19 protein-coding genes and 1 rRNA gene are annotated in these 23,353 nt (G+C 44.7%); 1 reads left to right on the forward strand and 19 read right to left on the reverse strand.

Translation table 11 applies throughout. The annotated features are described in order from the left end of the window. Positions 1 to 74 (reverse strand): 16S ribosomal RNA (locus L0660_RS25275); the annotation flags it as partial. A gap of 255 nt (positions 75 to 329) precedes the next feature. Continuing rightward, positions 330 to 1,961, reverse strand: a complete 1,632-nt coding sequence (gene pruA / locus L0660_RS25280) for an L-glutamate gamma-semialdehyde dehydrogenase (protein WP_235161905.1) — start codon at positions 1,959 to 1,961, stop codon at positions 330 to 332. Positions 1,962 to 2,118: 157 nt separating this feature from the next. Here pruA and thrC point away from each other — a divergent pair, with 157 nt between their 5' ends. Continuing rightward, entirely contained in the window at positions 2,119 to 3,426 is a 1,308-nt protein-coding gene (thrC, locus tag L0660_RS25285) for a threonine synthase (protein WP_235161906.1), read from the forward strand. Between the two features lie 130 nt (positions 3,427 to 3,556). On the opposite strand, the gene L0660_RS25290 is transcribed toward thrC, so the two are convergent. The 17 genes from L0660_RS25290 to L0660_RS25370 form a co-directional block, all read right to left on the reverse strand. Then, positions 3,557 to 5,365 (reverse strand): tetratricopeptide repeat protein, encoded by a 1,809-nt coding sequence (locus tag L0660_RS25290; protein ID WP_235161907.1) that lies wholly within the window; start codon positions 5,363 to 5,365, stop codon positions 3,557 to 3,559. Between the two features lie 439 nt (positions 5,366 to 5,804). Next, positions 5,805 to 7,412: an Ig-like domain-containing domain gene (locus tag L0660_RS25295; protein ID WP_235161908.1), complete on the reverse strand. Its 1,608-nt coding sequence runs from the start codon at positions 7,410 to 7,412 to the stop codon at positions 5,805 to 5,807. Between the two features lie 78 nt (positions 7,413 to 7,490). After that, entirely contained in the window at positions 7,491 to 8,396 is a 906-nt protein-coding gene (locus tag L0660_RS25300; protein WP_235161909.1) for a class I SAM-dependent methyltransferase, read from the reverse strand. After that, positions 8,396 to 10,258 (reverse strand): tRNA uridine-5-carboxymethylaminomethyl(34) synthesis enzyme MnmG, encoded by a 1,863-nt coding sequence (gene mnmG, locus L0660_RS25305; protein WP_235161910.1) that lies wholly within the window; start codon positions 10,256 to 10,258, stop codon positions 8,396 to 8,398. Before mnmG ends, L0660_RS25300 begins: the two co-directional genes overlap by 1 nt. Before the next feature lie 55 nt (positions 10,259 to 10,313). Then, positions 10,314 to 10,727, reverse strand: a complete 414-nt coding sequence (gene ybeY / locus L0660_RS25310) for an rRNA maturation RNase YbeY (protein ID WP_235161911.1) — start codon at positions 10,725 to 10,727, stop codon at positions 10,314 to 10,316. 137 nt (positions 10,728 to 10,864) lie between these two features. Beyond that, on the reverse strand, positions 10,865 to 14,185 hold the full coding sequence (locus tag L0660_RS25315; RefSeq protein WP_235161942.1) for a DUF4175 family protein: 3,321 nt from the start codon (positions 14,183 to 14,185) through the stop codon (positions 10,865 to 10,867). A 189-nt stretch (positions 14,186 to 14,374) separates the two neighbouring features. Next, complete coding sequence (locus L0660_RS25320) at positions 14,375 to 15,112, reverse strand: hypothetical protein (RefSeq protein WP_235161912.1); 738 nt, start codon at positions 15,110 to 15,112, stop codon at positions 14,375 to 14,377. Positions 15,113 to 15,208: 96 nt separating this feature from the next. Beyond that, entirely contained in the window at positions 15,209 to 16,009 is an 801-nt protein-coding gene (gene trpA, locus L0660_RS25325; RefSeq protein WP_235161913.1) for a tryptophan synthase subunit alpha, read from the reverse strand. Next, entirely contained in the window at positions 16,006 to 16,362 is a 357-nt protein-coding gene (locus tag L0660_RS25330; RefSeq protein ID WP_141110440.1) for a Dabb family protein, read from the reverse strand. Before L0660_RS25330 ends, trpA begins: the two co-directional genes overlap by 4 nt. A gap of 69 nt (positions 16,363 to 16,431) precedes the next feature. Next, positions 16,432 to 16,632: a hypothetical protein gene (locus L0660_RS25335; RefSeq protein ID WP_026632703.1), complete on the reverse strand. Its 201-nt coding sequence runs from the start codon at positions 16,630 to 16,632 to the stop codon at positions 16,432 to 16,434. Between the two features lie 21 nt (positions 16,633 to 16,653). Continuing rightward, positions 16,654 to 17,853 (reverse strand): tryptophan synthase subunit beta, encoded by a 1,200-nt coding sequence (gene trpB / locus L0660_RS25340; protein WP_235161914.1) that lies wholly within the window; start codon positions 17,851 to 17,853, stop codon positions 16,654 to 16,656. A 5-nt stretch (positions 17,854 to 17,858) separates the two neighbouring features. After that, positions 17,859 to 18,509, reverse strand: a complete 651-nt coding sequence (locus L0660_RS25345) for a phosphoribosylanthranilate isomerase (RefSeq protein ID WP_233799223.1) — start codon at positions 18,507 to 18,509, stop codon at positions 17,859 to 17,861. Then, the gene (gene trpC / locus L0660_RS25350; RefSeq protein ID WP_235161915.1) at positions 18,506 to 19,324 is read right to left on the reverse strand and encodes an indole-3-glycerol phosphate synthase TrpC; all 819 of its coding nucleotides are present in this window, start codon (positions 19,322 to 19,324) and stop codon (positions 18,506 to 18,508) included. Before trpC ends, L0660_RS25345 begins: the two co-directional genes overlap by 4 nt. Before the next feature lie 6 nt (positions 19,325 to 19,330). After that, positions 19,331 to 20,320, reverse strand: coding sequence for an anthranilate phosphoribosyltransferase (trpD, locus tag L0660_RS25355; RefSeq protein WP_235161916.1), 990 nt, complete (start codon positions 20,318 to 20,320; stop codon positions 19,331 to 19,333). A 57-nt stretch (positions 20,321 to 20,377) separates the two neighbouring features. After that, positions 20,378 to 20,944 (reverse strand): aminodeoxychorismate/anthranilate synthase component II, encoded by a 567-nt coding sequence (locus tag L0660_RS25360; protein WP_235161917.1) that lies wholly within the window; start codon positions 20,942 to 20,944, stop codon positions 20,378 to 20,380. A 32-nt stretch (positions 20,945 to 20,976) separates the two neighbouring features. Next, positions 20,977 to 22,392 (reverse strand): anthranilate synthase component I family protein, encoded by a 1,416-nt coding sequence (locus L0660_RS25365; RefSeq protein ID WP_235161918.1) that lies wholly within the window; start codon positions 22,390 to 22,392, stop codon positions 20,977 to 20,979. A gap of 284 nt (positions 22,393 to 22,676) precedes the next feature. Further along, positions 22,677 to 23,288 carry a CopD family protein gene (locus L0660_RS25370; protein WP_310589648.1) on the reverse strand — a complete coding sequence of 204 codons (612 nt, stop codon included), beginning with the start codon at positions 23,286 to 23,288 and terminating at the stop codon, positions 22,677 to 22,679. Positions 23,289 to 23,353 lie beyond the last annotated feature (65 nt).

Here is a 23,353-nt window from a genome sequence, read left to right on the forward strand (position 1 = left end):
GCTGCCCCCTCGCCTTGCATGTATTAAGCCTGCCGCTAGCGTTCATCCTGAGCCAGGATCAAACTCTCCATTGTAAATTTTGTTGTGATCTCTTCCCGTTAAGGAAGGACCGAATCTTCTTAAACGAGTATTTCTTACTCTCTTGGTTTATCTCATCATGTCAAAGAACAGGGCCAATCGCGCTTTCTTTTCTTCTTTTCTCTTTCGCCGTTTGCGATTGGGATTGCAAAGGTAGAAAAAGATTTTAGGGTTGCAATATCACTTCAAAAAAAAACTCCAAAAAAATGAAAGTTCTTCAACCCTTTAAACAAATCAACAAAATTATACAATTACTGGCCTCCTAAGAAAGGATATTTGTAATCAAGTGGGGAAACTAGTGTTTCTTTTATTGCCCGAGGTGAGACCCAACGAAGCAGGTTTAAAACTGATCCAGCCTTATCATTTGTGCCGGAAGCTCTTGCCCCACCAAATGGTTGCTGTCCAACGACGGCACCAGTAGGCTTATCATTGATATAGAAATTCCCTGCGGCATTGACCAAATGCTCAGAAGCATACTGAATAGCATATCTGTCCGTTGCGAAGATGGCACCAGTTAATGCATAGGGTGAAGTGCTGTCGATGATCGGGATGATTTTTTCGAACTCATTTTCATCATATACATATACAGTAAGGACAGGTCCGAAGATTTCCTCGCAGAGCGTTACATAATCCGTTTTGTGAGCCCTTATAATGGTTGGCTGAATAAAGTAACCCTTGCTCTTGTGAAAGTCGCCGCCTGCGACAATTTCGACGTCATTGTCTACTTTGGCCTTTGCTATATATCCAGTGATTTTATCAAAAGCCCTTTCATCTATAACGGCATTCACGAAATTTGAAAAATCCTCAACTCCTCCCATTTTAATCTCCTGCAAATCTGCAAGCATTAATTTTTTGACTTCTTCCCACAAATTCGAGGGAATGTAAGCGCGGGAAGCAGCTGAACATTTTTGCCCTTGATATTCAAACGCACCTCTGATCAGACCTGTTGCCAGTGCTTTCGGATCGGCTGATTTGTGAGCCACGACAAAGTCCTTACCACCTGTTTCTCCAACGATCCTCGGAAACGTCTTATATGAAGCGATATTTTCACCTATCGTCTTCCATATAGTCTGGAATACTTTCGTGCTTCCTGTGAAGTGAATTCCAGCAAAATCGGGGTTTTTGAATATAACATCCCCAGCAACCGGGCCGTCCGCCAGGATCATATTAATAACACCATCGGGCAAGCCTGCTTCTTTGAACACTTTCATGATCACATTGGCCGAATAAACCTGCGTAAATGCTGGCTTCCATATCACAACATTACCCATCAATGCAGGTGCAGCAGGTAGATTTCCAGCAATCGCTGTAAAGTTGAAAGGTGTGATCGCAAACACAAATCCTTCCAAAGGACGATATTCCATCCGGTTCCAAACACCATCAGAAGATATGGGTTGCTGGCTGTAAATGTCCCGCATAAAGTTGACATTAAGCCGGAGAAAATCAATGATTTCACACGCTGAATCAATCTCCGCCTGATAGGCGTTTTTGGATTGTCCTAACATCGTGGCTGCATTGATCTCTGCACGGTAAGGACCAGCTATCAGATCCGCCGCTTTTAAGAAAATAGCTGCACGCTGCTCCCAATTGAGCACAGCCCAACCCTTCCTCGCTTCAAGTGCCGCGTCAATGGCAAGCTTAACATCCTCTGCGGTTCCTTCGTGAAAATGGCCCAGCAAATGCTGATGATCGTGCGGTGGCGATATGGGGCGCTTATTTTGAGAGTATATCTCTTGGTTGCCTATGTATTGCGGAATATCGATGGTTTTTGCTCTCGCTTCTTCAAGGGCTTTTGTTAACAATTCCCTTTCGGGGCTGCCTGGTGCGTAATTTTTTACAGGCTCATTCCGCACTGCGGGAACATTAAAAATACCTATAGACATATTTATAGTTTGTTAATTATTATGGATCAATTTATAAAACACAGCCTTGGCCCGACAAATTCACTGACCAATTTCAAAGTCATAAAAAATTTGTAGAACCTTCCTGCCCGCTTTTTACTTAAATTTGAATTCTAAAGTTTGCACAATAGTTACTGAAATGATATTCTATAGTACAAAAACAGCCAGTATCAAGGCCTCGGCGGAAGAAGCTATCTTCAACAGCCTGCCTGCCGATAACGGGCTATATATGCCGGAATCTATCCCGCAGCTTTCGCCTGATTTTCTCGCAAACATTGAAAATAAAACATTCAATGAGATCGCTATCGAGATAACGCATACGCTATTCGGAGACGAAATTACGAGAAGCGAAATTGAAACCATCATACATAAGGCTTATGATTTCGAGGCGCCGGTTCGGCAGATCTATGAGCATGACTATGTTTTAGAGCTTTTTCACGGGCCTTCTATGGCGTTTAAAGACTTCGGAGCAAGGTTTATGGCGGCAATCATGTCCCATTATTTGCTGCGGTCCAAAAAGCAAATAAACATTCTGGTTGCTACTTCGGGAGACACAGGCGGTGCGGTTGCTCAGGGTTTTTATAAAATTCCGGGCATTTCCGTTACAATTCTTTATCCGAGCGGTAAAGTGAGCGACATTCAGGAAAAACAGCTTACCACATTAGGCCATAATGTAACGGCGATTGAAATCGACGGCACATTTGATGATTGCCAGAAACTGGTTAAAGAAGCTTTCCTGGATCCGGAGCTAAATGCTAAATTTAATCTGGCATCTGCCAATTCCATCAACATTGCGCGCCTTATCCCCCAGTCCTTTTATTATTTCTCGGCTTATGCCCAGTTGAAAAAGCTGGGTAAGCCTGTGGTTTTCTCTGTGCCGAGCGGAAACTTTGGAAATTTGAGTGCCGGGCTCCTGGCTTACAAAATGGGCTTGCCGGTCGAACATTTCATTGCGGCCACCAATCTTAATAATGCAGTGCCGCGTTATCTGGAGAGCGGAGCTTACGAACCGAGAGCGTCCATCGAAACAGTGTCCAATGCCATGGACGTCGGTAACCCCAGCAACTTTGTGAGACTGCAAAGATTTTTTGAAGATGACTGGACATTGGTAACTGAAAAAATTACCGGATTCTATTTTGACGACGAGCAGACTAAAAATGCCATGCGTGAAGTTTTTGATAAATCAGAATATGTAATGTGTCCGCACACCGCGGTTGCTTACGAAGGTCTTAAGGAATATCGCAAGATGAACACCTCAGATTTTACAGGCGTTTTTCTTTCAACAGCTCATCCGGCCAAATTTATCGACCTGGTGGAAGAAACTTTGGAAAAATCTATTGAAATTCCTGAAAGGCTCGAAGTATTGCTCTCCATTGAAAAAGTGGCTACGAAAATGGAAGCATCGTTTTCAGACTTCAAAAACTTATTAATGAGCACATTAAGTTAAAAATTGTGTTAAATCAACCGCGCGAGCTTTGAATACAGGCAATCAATCGCATCTGAGTCCGCATATACTGAAACCAAAAGAGGCAGAAATCGTGAAGATTATGCCTCTTTTGGTTTTTGCCCAAGTATCTTTAATTTATCACATCTCCTCTTAAAAGTCGGAAACGTTTTCTTGACTCGGCGACAAAAATGCTTCCCGGATATTTTTCCATCAATTCCTGATAGAGCTTCATGGCGAGATCCTTGTCTTTTAATTTTTCCTGATAAAGTTTTGCGGATACAAACAATGCATCGTCGCCATAAATGTCGTGGCCATATTTTGTAGTCAGCACTTTCAGATTTTCCATCGCCTGCTGGTTGCTATCGAGCTTCATGTATGTTTCCGCGGTGAGCCATAGGATCTCATCTGCCAAGCTGTGATTTTGATATTTGGTATAAAGCTGTTTCAATGTATCCAGTGCTTCGAACTTTTTATTTTGGAACAACAGCAGCTCCACAGACGAATATTGCTTCATTGCTGCTTCCGTACTATCTAGTCCGGTGTTATCCATAATAAGCAGCGACAGTTCGTTGGCATCATTCGCAATTTCCCGGGAAGTGGCTTTTTTCAAAATGTCCAGCACGGCTTTGGCCAGCTCAAACTCTCCCTTATAATAATGCAGCTTCGCATTTCTCAACTTCGCTTCATAACCCAACAAGTCATCCTTCTGTGATTTCTCAACTTGTGAGTACACCAATGTCGCTTCCCAGGGTTCGCCTTGCAACAGGTAAATATCGCCCAGATCAAGCTTGCATTTGTCTACAAAATTTTTCTCTGTTTTGCCTGCATCGATAGCGGTGTTGAGGATTTCAATTGCCTTTTTGAAATCATCCATATAAAAGGCATTCAGGATCGCCATATTCCGAAGCGCCTCCACGGTCCGTACATTCACCCCGAGTTCATCCACCAATTGCTGATACTGCCCAAGAAGCTTTTGCACCTCGCTGCGCTTGATCGGATAAGTAGTTTTGACCTGCTCCTCGCGCGCAAAAATAGCCATTCTGCGGGCAACCGGATAAAGCTGGCCTTTGGGATATTCCTTTACCAAATGGTCGAAGATCGTGCCGGCATTATTATAATCAACATTCTGAAGAGCCAGCATGCCCAGGTTGTATAGCCGTGACCCATTATGTTTAAATCGTTTGTCAAGCGAGCGTTCTTGTATGAATGCTTTGTAGAAATCCTTCTTCTGGATCTGATACCAGATGAGTAATTCATTATAAAAACCTTCGGCAGGGAATTTCTGGATCTTATCATATAGCACCTTTTCCAATAATGCCTGCTCCTTTTCATCCTTCGTAAAGTCCTGCAGCATGTTTTGGACAACCTCTATATTCTGGTAACGCATGCCGTAAGACAACAGCTCATCAATCATCTGTTCCGGTGCGTTGAGATCGCGGTATACACTGGCTAATTCCAGCTGAAAAATGTCGGTTCGCTTCGCAGCTTCCCTGGCTTCTATCAATATTTGCTTCGCATATTCAGGTTTATTCATAGCCCTGAACTCTTCCGACAAATCGCGTTTAAGCTCAATCCTGGTGCCGGATGCAGCAATGCTCTGCTCAACTCTTTTTGCAGCTTCCTGGGCCTTCCCCTGGCCTTCCAGCATGACGCTCCAGTATAACTGATACCAGCTCGCATTAGGCGCATCATTTTTGGTCTGTTTTTTGAAAAACTGCTCGCCGTCGCCCCAGGCCTTTGTCTTGATAATGCAGTTCGTGTAATTCTTCAGTGCATTCTTTTCAAATGTTGTTTTCAAAAAGCTCGTATAGTAAGTCAGCGCTTTCGGACAATCATTATTCTTAAAATACTCCTCGGCCATCTCTTTCTCCGACTGCCCCACCGCGGCCGCCCCGGAAAGAAGTAATCCCATCAATACCCAACTCGAAACCTTTTTCATAATAGATAAAAAAAATTTTTCTTTAGTTATTATCCCTTACTATGTCTGTGGATAAGGGGATAATTGGTTTATCCACTGTAGATTAACATAGTTATCCACAGATTGTGAATAACTATGAGAGTTTATCCACTCAAGCTTTTAGAATTACCAACATTTAACTTGCTGAATTACAAGTTATGAATTTATCTGTTCACACTCCAGTGTTGGTAACGTAGCGGTCGGTGGGTTTTGTCTTATCCACATTAACTAAAGTGTATCAACGCGGTGTTAACTTCATTTTAGATTAAATTTACCCACACAAGTAGGCGAATCGATTTTTTATCCACAGTTATCAACGCTTATCCACACAATTGTTAACAATTTCAACCCATTTACCAACAAAATTTACGGGTTATTCACATAGTTATCCACACTTAGTGTATAAGAAATTGAGAAAATTTCACTTTGGAAGCGTGGCATTGATGTCATTTAATTCAAAATTAGCCTTCAAAAGAATTTTATCAGGGAGATAGTAGATGGTTTCGGGCTGCTTGTCCTTATCGAGCTCTCCTGTGTCCCAGCGTCGGTTACGGTTGGCATCCAGCGTCACCCTAATGTAGTATTTGCCCTGCGGGATATTAATGAAAGTGTATGGCGTTGTGTACTGCGTTTCTATCAGTTTATATTGCTCGTCGACGAGCTCAATAATGTAGCGCATGGCCGTGTCTGCATTGACAATGGCCCCTCTTATCTGCCCATAATTTTCTTCCTTTAAAACAGGATGCTTAATAAGCGTTTTGGGCAATGTGTCGCCTTCAACACTCAGCATACTGCCCTTTGGGAAGTCCCATTTGATGGTGTCTTTTGCAAATGATTTTGCGTCGATGGTTAATGTAGTACGCGTCGGATCCCAGCGATATTTGAATGCGCTGAGCGGCTCGTGCGTAAGGCTGTCCGTAATGAGTGTAATGTTCTTATCATCCAGGAACTGGATGGGCTTATTGAGATTTAGGGTGTAAGTAAATGTGTTGGTAAGCGCCTTATTTCCTTCCGGTTTTGTCGTCATATTCAATGGATCCCGCTGCCGCTCCTTCCCTCTTTGTGCTTGAAATGCTATTTTTTGTTCAAAATCAGTCACTGTTCCGAGTGAGTCTGTAACGGTCAGCTTTACTAATGTAGAATCCGGATGCGGCTGCACATTGAAAAACTTTAATGCTGCTCCATTTTCGAGCATATAGGGCAAAGTGTCGTTGTTCATAAATTTCACATCCACTTTTTCAATTGACTTACTGAAAACAACTGCATAATTATTAACACGTGGAATGGTCCGCTGGATCTTAAGCACAGTGTTATCAGAGAGGAACATATCGATATGATAGGAAGCAGAATCCGATCCGGCCGTTACCGGTTTGCTCAAAAAACCCATGCGCTCATCTTTTGCGTTGTAAAGCATGTTGCGGTTTTTGTCGTCGATCGCGATCAGTTTGTAATCTCTTGTCTGAATATTCTCAATGGAAAAGATGCCGCTGCTGTCTGTTCGGGAGAAGTAATAAGGTTTTTGTTTAGCGATGTTAAGCGTGTCGCTGAGGTTATAAAGACCTACCAGGGCGTCAAAAATGGGCTTGTTGGTCTTTATATCTTTCAATGTCCCGTAAACCCGTCCGGAATCGAGCGTGTTGCCTGTGCTAAATACGAGTTTCAAGTTTTTTGCCGGATTTTTTTCTGCAAAATCCCTTATTGCATCCCCAAAATTCAATGTATAGGTGGTGCTGTCTTTGAATTCATTTTTAAAACTCAATGAAACAGACATTCCATTCTGCTTGTATGAATATGGGTTATCAGCTTCGGGCGTGATGATCAGTTTCTGATTAATGTTGTCTACGACCACGTATTCATCAAAGAAAACCTCGACTTTCTTGCCCTTAAAATTCAGCGTTTTGTTCGGCGGATTGCTTTCCAGTAGCGTAGGCGGAATGGAATCTTTTTTACCGCCCGTTGGTGAAACCTGCTGGGCACAGCGACCGAAAATAACGAGGCAAATGATAGCAATGGCAATGGTTCTGATCATTGATTTTGGAAAGTTAAAAGGCCCGCAATACAGATAACGCGTATTGAGGGCCCAGTCGGATTTTGTCAGGATTACTGATTATTTTTTTGAAACAATGTATATAAGGCTCGATGTATTGAGATGGTCTTTGTCTTTCGCCCGCCCTTTCAAATTGGATAAAAGTCCCGTTTTTACACTATCAAGATAGTTAATGCTTCCACCGCTGTATTTCGAGCTCAACATTCCAACATAAAACGAATCAAACCACATTGGCAGAATGCTTTTGACCTCCAAATTATGCTTTTGAAGAAGCGTTTTCATTGTGCCTTTGGTGAAATGATACAAATGTCTCGGAACGTCATAGGCAGCCCAAAAACGACCGTATTTTGCAGCATCAAATGATTGCGGATTAGGAACGGCGATGAGGATCTTGCCATTTGGTTTTAAATGCTTATACAGCCAGTCAATGGTTTCATTCAGTAGATGAACATGTTCCAGGACGTGCCACATTGTAATGACGTCGAATGTTTTTGTATCGAGTTCATCGGCGTAAATGGTTTCAAAGATTGAAGCCCCTGCCCGCTTCTGCGCCAATGTTCTTGCACCCGGATCCGGTTCTGTTCCCGAAATCTGCCAGCCGTCTTTTGAAGCAGCAGTCAGAAAAACACCCGTACCGCAACCCACGTCCAATATGCTTCCTTTCGATCCGGAAAGGCTATTGATCAGCTCCACTTTTTGTTTGATCGTGCGGTTTCTTACGGCTGTATAGGCCTTCGAAATCAGATTCGTTTTCTTTTCATCGTGGTGTGAAATGTAATCGTCGGACTGATAATAGGCCCCTATCTCTGCTTCCGAAGGCCTCGGATTAGTAAACAGGAAATAACAATTGTTGCATTGCTGGATTGTAAATTCCTTATGCGATACGGTGTAATCCTCCACATTCAAATAATTATTGAAGCTGGACTTGTCACATACGGGGCAATTCTGAAGCGTTTCTAATGGCATTATCGTCCTATGAATAACATTAATACTGAAATGTCGGAAGGGCTCACGCCGCTGATCCTGGAAGCTTGTCCTATGGTAGAAGGACGCGTCCTTTTCAATTTTTCACGGCCTTCAAATGACAGCGAAGTGACCACATCATAGTTGAAATTATCAATGATGCTCAAATCTTCAAGGCGGTTCATTTTCTCAACCAGCAACATTTCCTTCTCGATATAGCTGTCATATTTGAGATTTATCTCTGCCTGATGAATGGAATCGTTTCCAAATTTTTCGAGCAAAGTCTCAACAACAAGGCTGGCTTCCGTCAGCTGGTCAATCGAAATCTGCGGTCGTTTTAAAAGTTGTGCGAGTGAAATCTTCTCCCGCAATGGAGCCGTGCCGATCGCGGCAAGCGTTGGATTGATTTCTTCCGGCGTCAATTTTGTAGCAGAGAATGCTGCGATGATTTCAGCCACTTCGGCTTTCTTCTTCTCAACATTATCAAGCCTGGTCTGATCGGCCAGTCCTAGCTTAAAACCTTTTTCAGTAAGCCGAATGTCGGCATTATCCTGACGTAGCAATGTGCGATACTCAGCACGTGAAGTGAACATTCGGTAAGGTTCTTCCGTGCCTTTGTTTATCAAGTCATCAATCAAAACACCAATGTAAGCTTCTGATCTTTTTAGTACGAATGGGTCGAGCTCATGCACATTCTGGTGCGCATTAATGCCCGCCATCAATCCCTGGCAAGCTGCTTCTTCATAACCCGTCGTCCCGTTGATCTGGCCGGCAAAGAAAAGGTTTTGGATTAAATGTGTTTCTAGTGTCGATTTCAATTGAGTCGGCGGGAAATAATCGTATTCGATTGCGTAACCCGGACGGAACATTTTAGCATTCTCGAAGCCTGGGATTTTACGGAGCGCTGCATACTGCACGTCTTCAGGCAGAGAGGTTGAGAAACCATTCACGTAAACCTCCACCGTATCCCATCCTTCCGGCTCTACGAAAATCTGGTGGCGATCTTTATCGGCAAAGCGGTTGATCTTGTCTTCAACAGAAGGACAGTAACGCGGGCCAATTCCCTTAATCCTTCCCGAGAACATCGGCGATTTTTCAAAACCAGTTCTCAGAATTTCATGCACTTCTCCATTAGTGTAAGTAATCCAGCAGCTGCGTTGCTTGGCAAGCGGCTTGGTATCCGAGTAAGAGAATTTGGACGGATTTTCATCGCCCGGTTGCTCTTCCATTTTGGAATAATCAAGCGAACGCCCGTCAACCCGTGGAGGCGTTCCGGTTTTCATGCGACCTGCTTCAAAGCCTAATGTTACCAATTGTTCGGTGATGCCGGTCGCTGCTTTTTCGCCTGTCCGGCCCCCGCCAAAGTTTTTCTCACCAATGTGGATGAGTCCGTTCAGGAATGTGCCGTTGGTAAGCACTACGGATTTGGAATGGATCTCAATGCCCAGACTCGTCTTCACGCCGCAAGCCTTTCCATCCTTAATGATGATTTCTTTCGCAGTGTCCTGCCAGAAATCAACATTCGGATTTTGCTCCAAAACATTCCGCCATTCCGTGGCAAACATTGCGCGATCGCTCTGGCATCTTGGGCTCCACATGGCAGGGCCTTTTGACAAATTGAGCATCCGGAACTGTATCATTGTTTTGTCGCTAATGATCCCAGACTGTCCGCCAAGCGCGTCGATCTCACGAACAATCTGCCCTTTCGCCACGCCGCCCATAGCAGGGTTGCACGACATTTGGGCAATGGTATGCATATTCATTGTAATCAGCAGGACGGAGGAGCCCATCGTTGCCGCAGCCGCAGCTGCTTCACAACCGGCATGGCCTGCTCCCACCACGATCACATCATATTCTTGAAACATAATTCTTTTACTTATTAAACCACTTTAATTAAAGTGTTCCACGTGGAAATGTTAACTAGAAGAGCAGAAGATACTGATCCTCTTTGGCTCGCATGGCCGATTTCAGCTTTTCGTCCGTATCATCATAACCCATTAAATGCAGCAAACCGTGTATCAAAACACGCCGCATTTCGGTTTCAAAATCGGCGTGAAACGTTGCTGCATTTTCACGAACCCGATCAACGCTGATATAAATATCTCCCTCAATCACATTGTCTTCCTCACTATTGTCAAACGTAATAATGTCCGTAAAATAGTCGTGATCAAGATATTGTTTATTGATTTCCAGGAGATAATCGTCGTCGCAAAAAATATAGTTCAAATCAGCTATCTCATAACCCTCTGATTTTGAGGTGTTTTTGATCCACTTTTTTGTTTTTAACGGGCGTAACAGGTCGAAATCGACGTTTTCGGTGAAGAAATTAAGCATACCAGGCGATAAAATATTACAAACATACTAAACTATCCGGTTAAGATCAGTTTAGCCGGTGACCGCGCCTCTAACAACTTGCTTAAAAAGTGTTAAAACGCGGTCATCGGAATGTTCATAACAAAATACAGTTATAATCAGTTCTTAGCCTGATACTTGCGGAAGTAAGTGTCCACTTCCCGCTTGTAGAATGGCGAGAATGTAGGCGGGATGGTTCTCAGTAATTCGGTTTGCTTCTCCTTCTCGCGGATGTATTTTTCAAAAGCCGCAGGTGGTTGTCTTGGCAATTGTTTCGCAGTTTGGGCCTTGCGCTGCTCATCTTCGTCCTGCTCTTTCATCGCTTTTTCAGATTCGAGCAAGCGCGTCGTGATTTCCTGGTTGCGCTTAATGAGCTCCGGTGTAATGCGTTTGTTCACCAGGTCGGTTTCAGTCTCGTCCATTTTCTCGGCGATCTCCTGTAACTCCTTGCTCATTTGTTTGCCCACCTCCGTGCCTTTCTGCGACTCCATCAGGTCCTGAATCATCTTGCGGATCATCGCCTGTTCAGCCGCCATTCTGGCCAGCTTCTCGGAATTATTTCCTTGCCCCTCCTTCCCTTCTCCAAGCTTCTTCATTTCACCGTTGAGCTTCTCCTGCATTTCACCCATGCCCTTTTGCTCACCTTTCTGTTTTCCTTTTTTGCCCTTGCCGCTTCCCGGCATCGCCATGGCCATTTGCTGCTGCATCTGGTTAAAGACGTCGCTTAGCATTAAGGCAAGGTTATTCATCGACGTCATCGCAAATTGCTGCTTCGCAGTCGCCTGATTGATCTGGCGGTCCTTGATGCTCTTTACGCTCTCGTCCATATAAGACTTCATATCATTGAGCTCACGCGTAATGAACGACTGGATCTGGATCACCCGGTTCGCAAGCGCATAAAGACTGTCCTCAACAATTTTTGCGTCATCTTTCAATTTCAATTGCTGCTGGCCCAGTTTGATAAACCGGGGGTCCTGCAAGCTCACGCCGCGGAAATCTTTCATCAATGTCTCCTGATCGAAGGATAATGTGATCAGATTTTCTAAAATGTCGCGCAATGCGTCCAGATTCTCCTGCATCTGCTCCATTTCAGCAGCCTCCATGGATTCTTCCATAGACTGCGACATTTGTTTCATCGATTTAGCCGCCTTTTTTTGCGATTCTGAGGCTTTTGTGTTTTGTTGCTTGTCAAGTTGCTTCTTACCCTCTTCCATTTGCTCAGAAGCATTCTTTTGCTCCTCTTTCTGGGTGTCCACAGGTTGTTCCAGTTCTTCGCTCATTTTCTCGACTTCCTTGGAATCTTCCTTCGCCTTTTCAAACTCTTCCTGAATCTTCTCCTGTTCCTTTTTCAGCTCCTCGTTCTTGCCTTTTTTATCGTCTGCGTTTTTATTCTTATCATTTTCCTGGCTTTTATCCGCTAGCTGGTCTTCCTTGTTAGCCAAATCATCCAGCTTTTCGACCAGATTTTCCATTTTTTGTTCCAACTGCATTTGCTTAAAAAGCTTCATCGTCCGTTCGAGCTCTTTTTCAAGGTTATTTTCCTTGTTTTTGAGCTTTTCCATCATGCTCGACATGCGGTCGCTTTGTTTTTGTTCCAACAATTTTTTCAATTCCTGGTAAAGCTTTTCCGTGTCCTTGTCCATTAGCTCGTTCATGAGCTTTTGCAGCTGGTCGAGCTTACTTTGCAGTTCCGGGCTTTGCTGGTTGAACTGCTTCGATTTTCCATTCGCATTCTGATTTTTTTCTTGCAAAGCCTGCAACTCTTTCATCAGTTCCTCGCGCTTTTTAAGCACTTCCTCAATCTGCTTTTGCTCTTTAAAATCGAGTTCTTTATTGCTTTTCAGCTTGTTATCGAGGTTATTCAAATCTTTTTGCAAACTCTGCGCCTTTTTCATGGCCGATTGCATTTGATCCTCCGTCTCTTTCTCCGACTTCTTAATTTCCGCTTCCAGCTGATCTTTGGAAGGAACTGTAAACTGAATTGCCCTCGATTTGGCGCTTTTTGGGCCGTTCACGCCATCATTGTCCCACACCTGGGCATAATACTCGATCTTATCGCCGGGAGCGAGTTTGAGGCTGTCTACATACCATTGGAAATAAAAACTCTGCGTATTCACCGTTTTATTAAAAGGCACGGGAATGCCTTTTGCCGGCGACGCCTCTTCTTGATCCGCTCTTTTTACAGAATAGAACATTTTAAGCTGAGAGAAGCCATAATCATCGCTGATTGAGCCACCCAGCACCAGATAATTATAAAGCGTCGTATCCTGGAAATTTTCGAGGTTCATAACCGGAAATTTGTCCGGAACCACATTGATGAAATAACCGATTTTTTCCGAATTCGTCGTCTCATCATTTTGCAGATTCACCTGATATTGTGAAGAGCGTTTCACCGTCTTTTTAATCTCAAAATGCTCCCCATCGCTCCCCTTCGCCCGATATAATGCAGAATCATCCTCAAATTTGATCGCCAGCGATTTGGTAGACGAAGTGTTGAAATTCCACTCGACCGTCGTTCCTTCCGGCACGGAGAGATTGCCGACATTGTTCAATCCTTCCGCAGGTTTGTTCAGATAAGCCGGATAGCGCAGGTTTACGTCAAAAGAAAGCAAAGAAGGGCGCTCGGCAACATTAATGCGATATTCCTCGGAAGTAAATCCCGCCGCGTCAAACGAGAATTTGACGTCTCTTTGCAGGTTTTTGAATGTATAGGAATAAGTCTGGTTACCATCATTATTGAGCTTGAACCGAGAGCCGTTCTGAACCAGGTAAGCAGCTGCGGGCAATGCTTCGCCTTTTAGTTTGAGTTTTAATGTAAAATCCTCATTTCTAAATGCTTTCAGATTTTTGTTTTCCAAAATAAATGAAAACGGCGCGTAAGTATAATTCTTTTGAAAATGAATGATACGCTCAGAGCTGGAAGTGAAAAATGAGGGGTTAAAAAGCAAGATTGCCGCAATGGCCGCAAGCGGATAAATGGCATACTTAATGCGCTTTTTGTTCTCATTAAAACGAATGGCATCAGAAAACTTAACAATCAGTAACTGCCCCGATTTTTGCCGGATACTTGCCTCGATCAGGTCCGATTGCGTGCCTGTTAGTCCCCTTAATTGCAATGTATTGACCAGCTTATCGCCGATTTCCGGGAAATACTCACCGATTTGTAATGCAGCCTGTTCGTCCGAAATAGGCTTTTTAAGACCAGAAAGGTGTATAATAGGCTGGATGACCCATTGAAAAAAAGAAAAAACGAGCACAGCCAAAAATCCGAAGAACAGCATTCCCCGGACCCCTGAGCTAAAGCGCCCGAAATATTCGATTGTATTAAAGAAAAGAAAAACCGTCAGCAACAGCCCGGCCGAGAAAATGATGCCCTTAAGAAGCTGGTTTTGATAGTATTTCTGACGGTATTCCTGGATGCGGAGCAAAAGGCCTTCCATTGCCGGCGTAAATGCAGCCATATATGAGTCTCGTTATATCAGTTTGGAAATTTATAACGTATGCCGGAATCAAAAATTACGATCCGCTTTGCTACGCATAAAACAAACTAATATAGCGAATTATATGGAATTCCATCGTTTAAAATGGATTTTCCTCAGGCATTTTAGTGCATTCTGCGATGGTGAATTTTAAAGCGTCAGCAAAACGCCGACCGAAGCATAATTGATCCAGTTGAAATTGTAAACTTCATCCGTGTCCGCACCGCCTTCCACGACCCGATAACCTGCCTTAACGCTGAATTTCGGATTGATCTGGTAAGCCAAACCTGCGAAAACATCCTCTGCCCTACCCTGCTTCGCTGCCAAAGCATCTCCTTCCAGGATTACAGACCAGCGGTAAGACGGCTTGTAAGACGCATAAAAGTTCACCAGCGGAACGAAGCCAATGTTGTCGAAATGCGTGTCCTGTGATTCGTTTTTGAAGCGCACATCCGCGTCACGGATCTTTGCGGTAAGTCCTAATCCCACACGCCACCTTGTTTTAGCGACAATGTCGTAGCGATAGGTAAGCCGGTAAGAGTTGAATTTGTAAAAAACCTGCAAAGGCTGGCCGCTTTGGTAAGTTAACCCATTGAAACTAACGTCTTTTCCGAAAGCACCATTGTATTTAACAGACAAAGGCGCATATAATGCGCTGATATTATGCCGCTTACCAAATGTGTAGGTGCCTCTGATCCGGTAAAAAATCTTTGGATCAATGCTCAGATCCTCCGCCAGGTTCACCTCTGTGCCGCCCACATTTGGAATGCGGACTTTGTTATAATTTGTTCCAAACACTACACCACTTTCGACATCCAGCTTAAACTGGGCAAACAGCGGTGAGGAACATAGCAGTAAAAAAACGATAATAATGTTTCGAGATCCCATATCCACTCCTTTATTAAAAAAAACAAACAACCCGATATGAGTTGTTTGTACAAAAGTGGTGCCTGAGGCAACAATGTTGATATAGGCCGTCGGAGGCTATGCCTCGATCGTTTCCGGGTAATTTTTTACACTTCTTACAAAGGATTTAATGTCCTGTTCCAAGTCATTGCTCTCCTGCAAAACTCGGATGAATGCGCTGCCAATGATCGCACCGGCCGCATGATCCGAAGCTTTTTTGAATGTATCATGATCTTTAATCCCAAATCCGATCAGGCGCGGGTTACGCAGCTGCATCGCATTCAGGCGCTCAAAATATGACTCCATATCCTCGCTTACACCCGATTTCGAGCCTGTAACGCTGGCTGAGGAAACCGTGTAAATGAAGCCTTCGCTCACTTCGTCAATCTGGCGAATGCGTTTTTCGGAAGTTTGCGGCGTTACCAGGAATATATTCAGGATGCCGTAAGCGTCAAAAATGGCTTTGTATTCATTCAAATACACATCCATAGGCATATCGGGCAGGATTAAGCCGTCAACGCCCGTCTCCGCGCATTTTTTACAGAACTCTTCAATGCCAAACTGCAAAACCGGGTTTACGTATCCCATCAGCAACACAGGAAGCGAAATTGTCTCGCGCATATCCTGCAGTTGTTCGAAGAGCATTTTCACGGTCATGCCGTTTTCCAGCGCCCTGTCATTGCTTTTTTGAATGGTCTCGCCATCCGCAACAGGGTCAGAATAAGGCATTCCAATCTCCACAAGATCGGCGCCGCCGTCCTGCAAGGCTCGTAAAACGCGCATGGTGTCATTGCGTTCGGGGAAGCCGGCTGTGAAATATACATTCAGCAAGCCGCCGTCGCTTTGCGTGCCGCTAAAAAGGTTTGTTATGCGGTTCATTCCTGTGTCCAGTAGTCGATCACCAAAACCTTGTCCAAATGCGGCCCAAGGACTTTTCCAAATGCTTTGTGGTCAGGATGAGGCAAATACACTTCGCGGGCAGCTTCGTTCTCGAATGTTACGAAAAATGCGTGCGTGAAGCCTTGCGCCAATCCTTCGGGGCTGTTGTTCGTGCCCCATTCCAGGCTTTTGATCTCCTTAATCTTCGAAGGCAATGCTCTGAAAGCATCTTCTACTTCTTTCACCTGCGCAGGCGTCGCCGAATCTTTGAATTTGAATAAAACGACGTGACGGAGCATTTTTTTCGGTGGGTTTTGAGGTGAAGCAGAAGCCATAGCGCCAAAAAGGAGCATCCCTGCCATTAATAGTAATTTGAAATTCATAGTTGGATAAAAGGTTGAACTGTAAGGAATTAATTGTTACTATGCGGAGCAATTCAGGCATTCGCCCTCGTCGCTGAATTTCAGTCTGTCAAACTCGCCAAGCTTTTCTTTGAGCTCGAGAATCTCGTCTTCCAGGTCGCACCTTTCGAAAAGCGAAAGCTCGCCGGAGTTTACTTTTCCTTCCAGCTCCTGAATTTTGAGCCTCAGATCAAAAACCTCGGGTAAGGTAAGTGTTGCCATTGCAATGTATTTATGAGTAAATTAATCGATGTATTTCATGTAAGTCGCCATGTCCTTATCACCGCGACCGGAAAGGTTCAGGATCACATTCTCGTTTTCAGAAGCACCCAGCTGACCCAAAATCGCCAGGGCATGTGAAGATTCCAGAGCCGGGATAATGCCCTCAAAGCGAGTTAGTTCAAATGCAGCCTGCACGGCTTCTTCATCCGTTGCCGACATGAAAATTCCTCTTCCGCTGTCGTACAAATAAGCATGCTGAGGGCCAATCCCCGGGTAATCCAGACCGGCTGAAATCGAAAATGGCTCCACAACCTGGCCGTCTTCTGTTTGCATTAATATCGTGCGGCTTCCGTGCAAAACGCCTGGTTTTCCCAAAGCCGTCGTCGCCGCAGAATGTCCCGAAGTAAGTCCCTGACCAGCAGCTTCCACCGCCACCAGTTTTACACTTTCATCATCCAGAAAGTGATAGAAAGCACCCGCAGCATTGCTTCCGCCGCCTACGCAAGCCACCACATAATCAGGCGTTTCTTTGCCAGTCTGCTCTTTGAGCTGCCATCTCATTTCCTTCGAAATAATGGCCTGAAAACGTGCCACCATATCCGGGTAAGGGTGCGGTCCTACCACAGAACCAATGATGTAATGCGTGTCCACCGGGTTATTGATCCAATGGCGCATCGCCTCGTTCGTAGCGTCTTTCAATGTGCGTGAGCCGCAGGTTGCAGGCCTTACTTCTGCACCGAGCATCTTCATGCGGGCCACATTAGGCGCCTGACGCTCAATGTCCAGCTCGCCCATGTACACAATGCATTCAATGTCCATCAGCGCACATACAGTCGCCGTAGCAACACCGTGCTGGCCGGCACCGGTTTCTGCAACCACACGCTTTTTGCCCAATCGCTTCGCCATCAGGATCTGCCCGATGGTGTTGTTCACCTTATGAGCGCCTGTGTGGCAAAGATCCTCGCGTTTGAGGAAAATGTTGGTTTTGTATTTTTCCGAAAGCCTGTTGGCCCGGTAAAGCGGCGTAGGACGTCCAACGTAATTGCGCAGGAGATCATTGTATTCTTTTTGAAAAGAAGGCTCTGCAATGATGCTGAGATAATTTTCACGCAGTTCTTCCACGTTTGGATACAGCATTTCGGGAATGAATGCACCTCCAAAACTGCCGTAGTAACCGCGGCCGTCCACCTGATATGACTTCTTTTCTGCTATTGCTTCCATAGTTTCTAAGCTTCCGCCTCTTCTTTCTCTTTTACACGAACTAAACTGAACAGTTCTTCCAACTTGGCAATGTCCTTCACGCCCGGCTCCGTTTCAAACTGACTGTTAACATCAATTCCATAGATAGGCAGCGTTTTGGATAACTCTATAATGTCTTCAATGTTGTCCAGCCCGATTCCCCCGCTGAGGAGAAAAGGCTTTTCATTATCGTATTTTTTCAAAAGTTTCCAGTCAAACGGCACACCGTTACCGCCTGGGTTATCGCCTTTTGTATCAAACAAAAACAGGTCACAGAACGACTTGTAATTGTTGAGCATCGCAAAGTTGAAAGACGCATCAATGCTGAATGCTTTGATCACATTAACCCCTTTCTGGCGAATGCTGCGGCAAATGTCGGGCATTTCGTTGCCGTGAAGCTGTGCGTATTGCAGGTCGTATTTCTTAACCATTGCCAGGATATGGCCCGGGCTGGCGTTTACAAACACGCCTACTTTCTTGATATTATTGGGAATGCTTTTGATAAATTCTTCATCCAACTCTTCGCCGACAAAACGGGGTGATTTTTCATAAAAAATAAACCCGATGAAGTTAGGCTGTAATGCCACCACTTTTTCAATGTTGTCTTGCTGGCGCAGTCCGCAAACTTTTATTTTCATAGAACCAAAGGATTTAAATTGCTATGTTGAGTTAAGTCATTTTGCAAATCCGCCAGTGCGGTTCCGGGATTTGCAGTCTTCATAAATGTTTCACCAATTAAAAAACCCTTATAGCCGTGACCGTATAATTTCAAAATGGTCTCGGCATCTTTCAGGCCGCTTTCTGATATTTTAACAAAAGAATCGGGAATCTGTTCACTCAGCGCGATCGAAGTTTCAATGGAGGTTTCAAAAGTTTTAAGATTTCTATTGTTAACCCCCACTATATCAATGTCTTCACCCAACGTTGCGGCCAGTTCCTCAGCATTGTGCACCTCCAACAAAACTTCCAGCCCCAATTCATGCGCTTTCTTACTTAACGAAACAACTTCCGTCGGCGTAAGGCAGGCTGCAATAAGCAAGATCACATCTGCGCCGATCGCTTTTGCTTCGTAAAGCTGATATTCATCGATGATAAAATCCTTCCGGAGCATCGGAATGGTGTGGTTGGCACGGCGTGCGCTGAGAAAATCAGTAAAAGAGCCTCCAAAGAAGTCAATATCCGTCAACACAGACAGCGCGACCGCGCCTGCATTCACGTAGTCAAAGGTCACAATTTCCGGAGCAACCCGATCATTAATGACTCCTTTGGAAGGCGATTTTCGTTTAAACTCCGCTATAATTTTGGGAGATGAAGCATTTCGTAGTGCCGCCGAGAGGGAAACCGTTTTGCGTGCAAACAAATCCTCTCTTTCCAGGTCGGAAACAGACTTATTTTGCTTAGCCTCAATGACTTCTCCTCTTTTCCGGGCAACGATTTTATCTAGTATGTTCATCTGTAATTAGTCTTCTATCAATTTTTTAAAACTTCTGAGCGCCTTTTTGCTTTCCAGGGATTCCCGCGCCGTCTCCACCGCATCCGGCAATGTCAACGCAGGATTTGCACAATGCAGTGCCAATGCAGCATTTGCCAGCACAGCCTGTTTTTGGGAAAACGTAGCTGTATCGTTCAATACATTCATGAAAATTTTGGCGGATTCCTCGACTGTTTTTCCTCCCGAAAGGTCCTCTGCGCGCAAGGTTTGTAACCCCAGATGCGAGGGATTCAGAACTTGCTCCGTTTGAGCGGTGATCATTTTAAAAGCACCTGTTAATGACACTTCGTCGTAGCCGTCTAATGCGTGAAGAACCAGAAATTGCTTATCAGTCTGTTGGTAAAGATAAGCAAAAAGCCGCGCTAATTCGAGACTAAACACGCCTACAAGCTGTTTTTTGGGGGAAACCGGGTTCACCATCGGGCCCAGCATATTGAAGAAAGTTTTCACGCCCAGTTCGCGCCGGATCGGCGCTACATTCTTCATCGAAGGATGAAAAAGCGGTGCATGCAGGAAGCAAACGCCGGCCTCATTGATCTTGCGTTCGAGCACATCCTTATCATTGGTAAACTTGGCGCCCAGATATTCCAGCACCGTGGATGAGCCGCAAAGCGAAGAAACGCCGTGGTTGCCATGCTTGGCCACCTGCTGGCCCGCGCCTGCCACTACAAAACAGGATAATGTTGAAATATTGAATGTGTCCTTCCCGTCCCCGCCCGTTCCGCAAACATCGATGGGATCATAAGCCGAAAGATCAACGGCCAGGCACAATTCCAGCATGGCGTCGCGGAAGCCTTCGAGCTCCTCCACCGTAATGCTTCGCATGGCATAAATTGTCAGGAAAGAGGCGATTTCAGAATTGGAATATTTACCCGTACTAATGCCGATGAGGACGTCTTTGGATAACTCTTTACTTAAAACCTTATATTCAAAAAGATGGCTAAGAATCTGCTTCATGATAATGCTAAGCGTAATGAAAGAATGTTTTTACTGTTGAGAAATTGAAATTGTTTTCTAAATCTTCAACCAGTTTTCCAACATTTCTTTGCCGTGCTCCGTCAGCACCGATTCCGGGTGAAATTGCAGGCCTTTTACATCATATTTCTTGTGCGAAAGTCCCATAACCCGGCCCTTTTCGTCCAGCGCCGTGATCGTCAGATCGTCCGTAAATGTTTCCGGAATAACAGTCCAGGAGTGATAACGGCCGACTTTGATCTCTTGCGGAAGTCCCTGGAAAATGCGTTCGGTGGGATCGGTCACAATGGCTGTGTCGCTGATGCCGTGCAGCACGTCGGTCATGTTTTCGAGCGTGGCACCATAAACTTCGCCGATGCCCTGGTGTCCCAGACAAATGCCCAGAATGCTCTTGCTGGGTCCATATTCGCGAATAAGCTCGTGCATAATGCCCGCTTCCGAGGGAATGCCCGGACCTGGGGAAAGAAGAATTTTGTCGTAATTCCCAACCTCCTCGAGCGCGATTTTATCATTGCGGACAATGTCCACCTGGTCATTCAGCTCGCGAAGAATGTAAACGAGATTGTAAGTGAAAGAGTCGTAATTATCGAGCACTAAAATTTTCATTATTTCCTGTATTTGAGGATTTTACCAATGATTTAAATTTCTCCTGCAAAGTCAATCGCCTTTCTCAAAGCGGCCAGCTTGCTGTTAATCTCCTGCAATTCGCTCTCCACATTCGACTTCGCCACAACGCCCATCCCAGCCCTGAAAAACAGTGTGTTATTCTTGCTAAGGAACGTCCTGATCGCAATGGCGTGGTTGAAATCCCCATTGAAATCCATAAACCCGATCGCGCCGCCGTAAATGCTCCGGTTGCTCGTTTCCATCTGATCGATGAGCTTCATTGCATTGTGCTTGGGCGCACCCGAGAGCGTTCCTGCGGGAAATGTGTCCGCCACCAGCTGCAAAGGATTTACGCCTTCATTCATCTTTCCTACGACTTTGGAAACCAAGTGGATTACGTGCGAATAATACTGGACTTCCTTATAATTCGTCACTTTCACCGCATCACAACTTCTGCTCAAATCGTTTCTTGCCAGATCAACAAGCATTACGTGCTCCGCAGTTTCCTTAGGATCATTCAACAATGCCTGTGCCGCCTCGGCATCCGCCTGGTCATCGCCCGTTCTGCGGAATGTGCCTGCTATGGGGTGGATTTCAGCTTGTCCGTTTTTGATAAAAATTTGTTTCTCAGGCGAAGAACCGAAGATCTTGTAACTGCCGTAATCGAAATAAAATAAATAAGGCGAGGGATTAATAGAGCGCAAAGCGCGGTAAACATTGAATTCATCGCCCTGGAAATCACGGCTGAAACGGCGTGAAGGCACGATCTGGAACACATCACCGCGGAGGCAATGATCGATTCCCTTCTGGATTACGCCACGCATTTCGTCATCCGTAACATTAGACGTTTCTTCGGAAGCGATCTGAAAGCCGTATTTAGGAAAATTGCGGTTTTTGATCAAAATTTCAATCTGCTCAATGCCGCTTTCCTGCTCGTCGTTGCCATACTGATGTTCAAAAATGTAAAGCTCATTTTTGAAATGGTTAATGGCGATTACATAGCGGTAAACCTGGTAAAATATCTGGTCTATTTCTGTTTCCGGACTCGCTGGCTGAATCGTAATGTCTTCAAAATAACTCACTGCATCGTAAGTCATATGTCCGAAAAGACCATTGGAAATAAATGGAAAACCGCTTTTTTCCGATTTGAAACTTTGCGCAAATGCATATAATGTCTGCACAGCATCTCTCGGATTTTCCAGCGTGATATTTTGCTGCTGCCCGTCCGGAAATTGCTGCGTAACCACATTTTGACTCAGCTTGAAAAAAGCAACCGGATCACAGCAGATGTAGGTAAATGAGTTCTCATTGCCGTGATAGTCAGAGCTTTCCAGCAAAATGGTATTGATGAAACGATCTCTTAATTTTAAATAGATAGAAACCGGTGTTAATGTGTCCGCCAATAATTTTTTGTGACGGGTCGTAATCTGAAAGGTAGGATTTGACATTTTTTAAATCTTAAAATTTTTAATAATGGCACAAAAAAAACGGCTCGCTGTCAGATGAACAGCGAGCCGTTTGTAAAGTATATTTTTATTTATACCAAAGCAATAGCTACTCGTCCATCTTGTTAAGACGTGCACGCCACCACCAAATAGTATTCAAATAGTTTTTCATATCTCGGTTTGACAAGTCATGCGATATTTCATGCGACATTGTCACTGGCAAATATAGAATAAAATAAATATGATTTAATTTATTTTAAAAAAAATTATTGCAATGTTTCGTTCAGTTACTTCTCGCGTATCCGCTTCACGATCCGGACGGCTGTCATCATCAGAACCGCAAAAATAACCAGCCCCAGCACGCCCCAGAGCCAATCGACAGTATTTTTCAAAACCACCAGGAAAACGATGGAGAAAAGAAAGATCGTGGCAATCTCATTGAAAAGCCGCAGCTGAAAAGACGAAAACCGGAATATTCCGCGACGCAGTTCCAGCAGAATCTTCCGCGTGTAAAAATGATAAGCCAGCAAACCGGCCACAAAAAGCAATTTCAGCTGCATCCAGTCCTGATCGAGCCAGGAAGGCGTAATGTATAGCATTATGGACCCGAAAATGATCGTCAGCCAGCAAGCAGGCGTCATAATGGCATTCCAAAGCAACTTTTCCATCTTGCTAAACTGCGCAAAAAGAACCTGCCGCTCCGCTTCTGTTTTGTCCCGGGCCTCGGTGTGGTAAACAAACAGCCTCGGCATATAAAACAATCCGGCAAACCAGGAGACCACGAAAATGATATGCAGCGCCTTAAAATGAAGATAAGTCATGGTTATGTAGTAATCACGGCGCGGGCAGGCCGCAGAAGCATTCTGCCCCGGGCAAACAGCCGATCTTTTTGAATTCAAATTTCGTAAATATTGTGCGAATCCGCCGGATAAACTTTCTTGGAACGCGATTGGTTTACCAATTA

This window comes from Dyadobacter sp. CY351 (genome assembly GCF_021502625.1).
In the GTDB taxonomy this organism is placed as follows: domain Bacteria; phylum Bacteroidota; class Bacteroidia; order Cytophagales; family Spirosomataceae; genus Dyadobacter; species Dyadobacter chenhuakuii.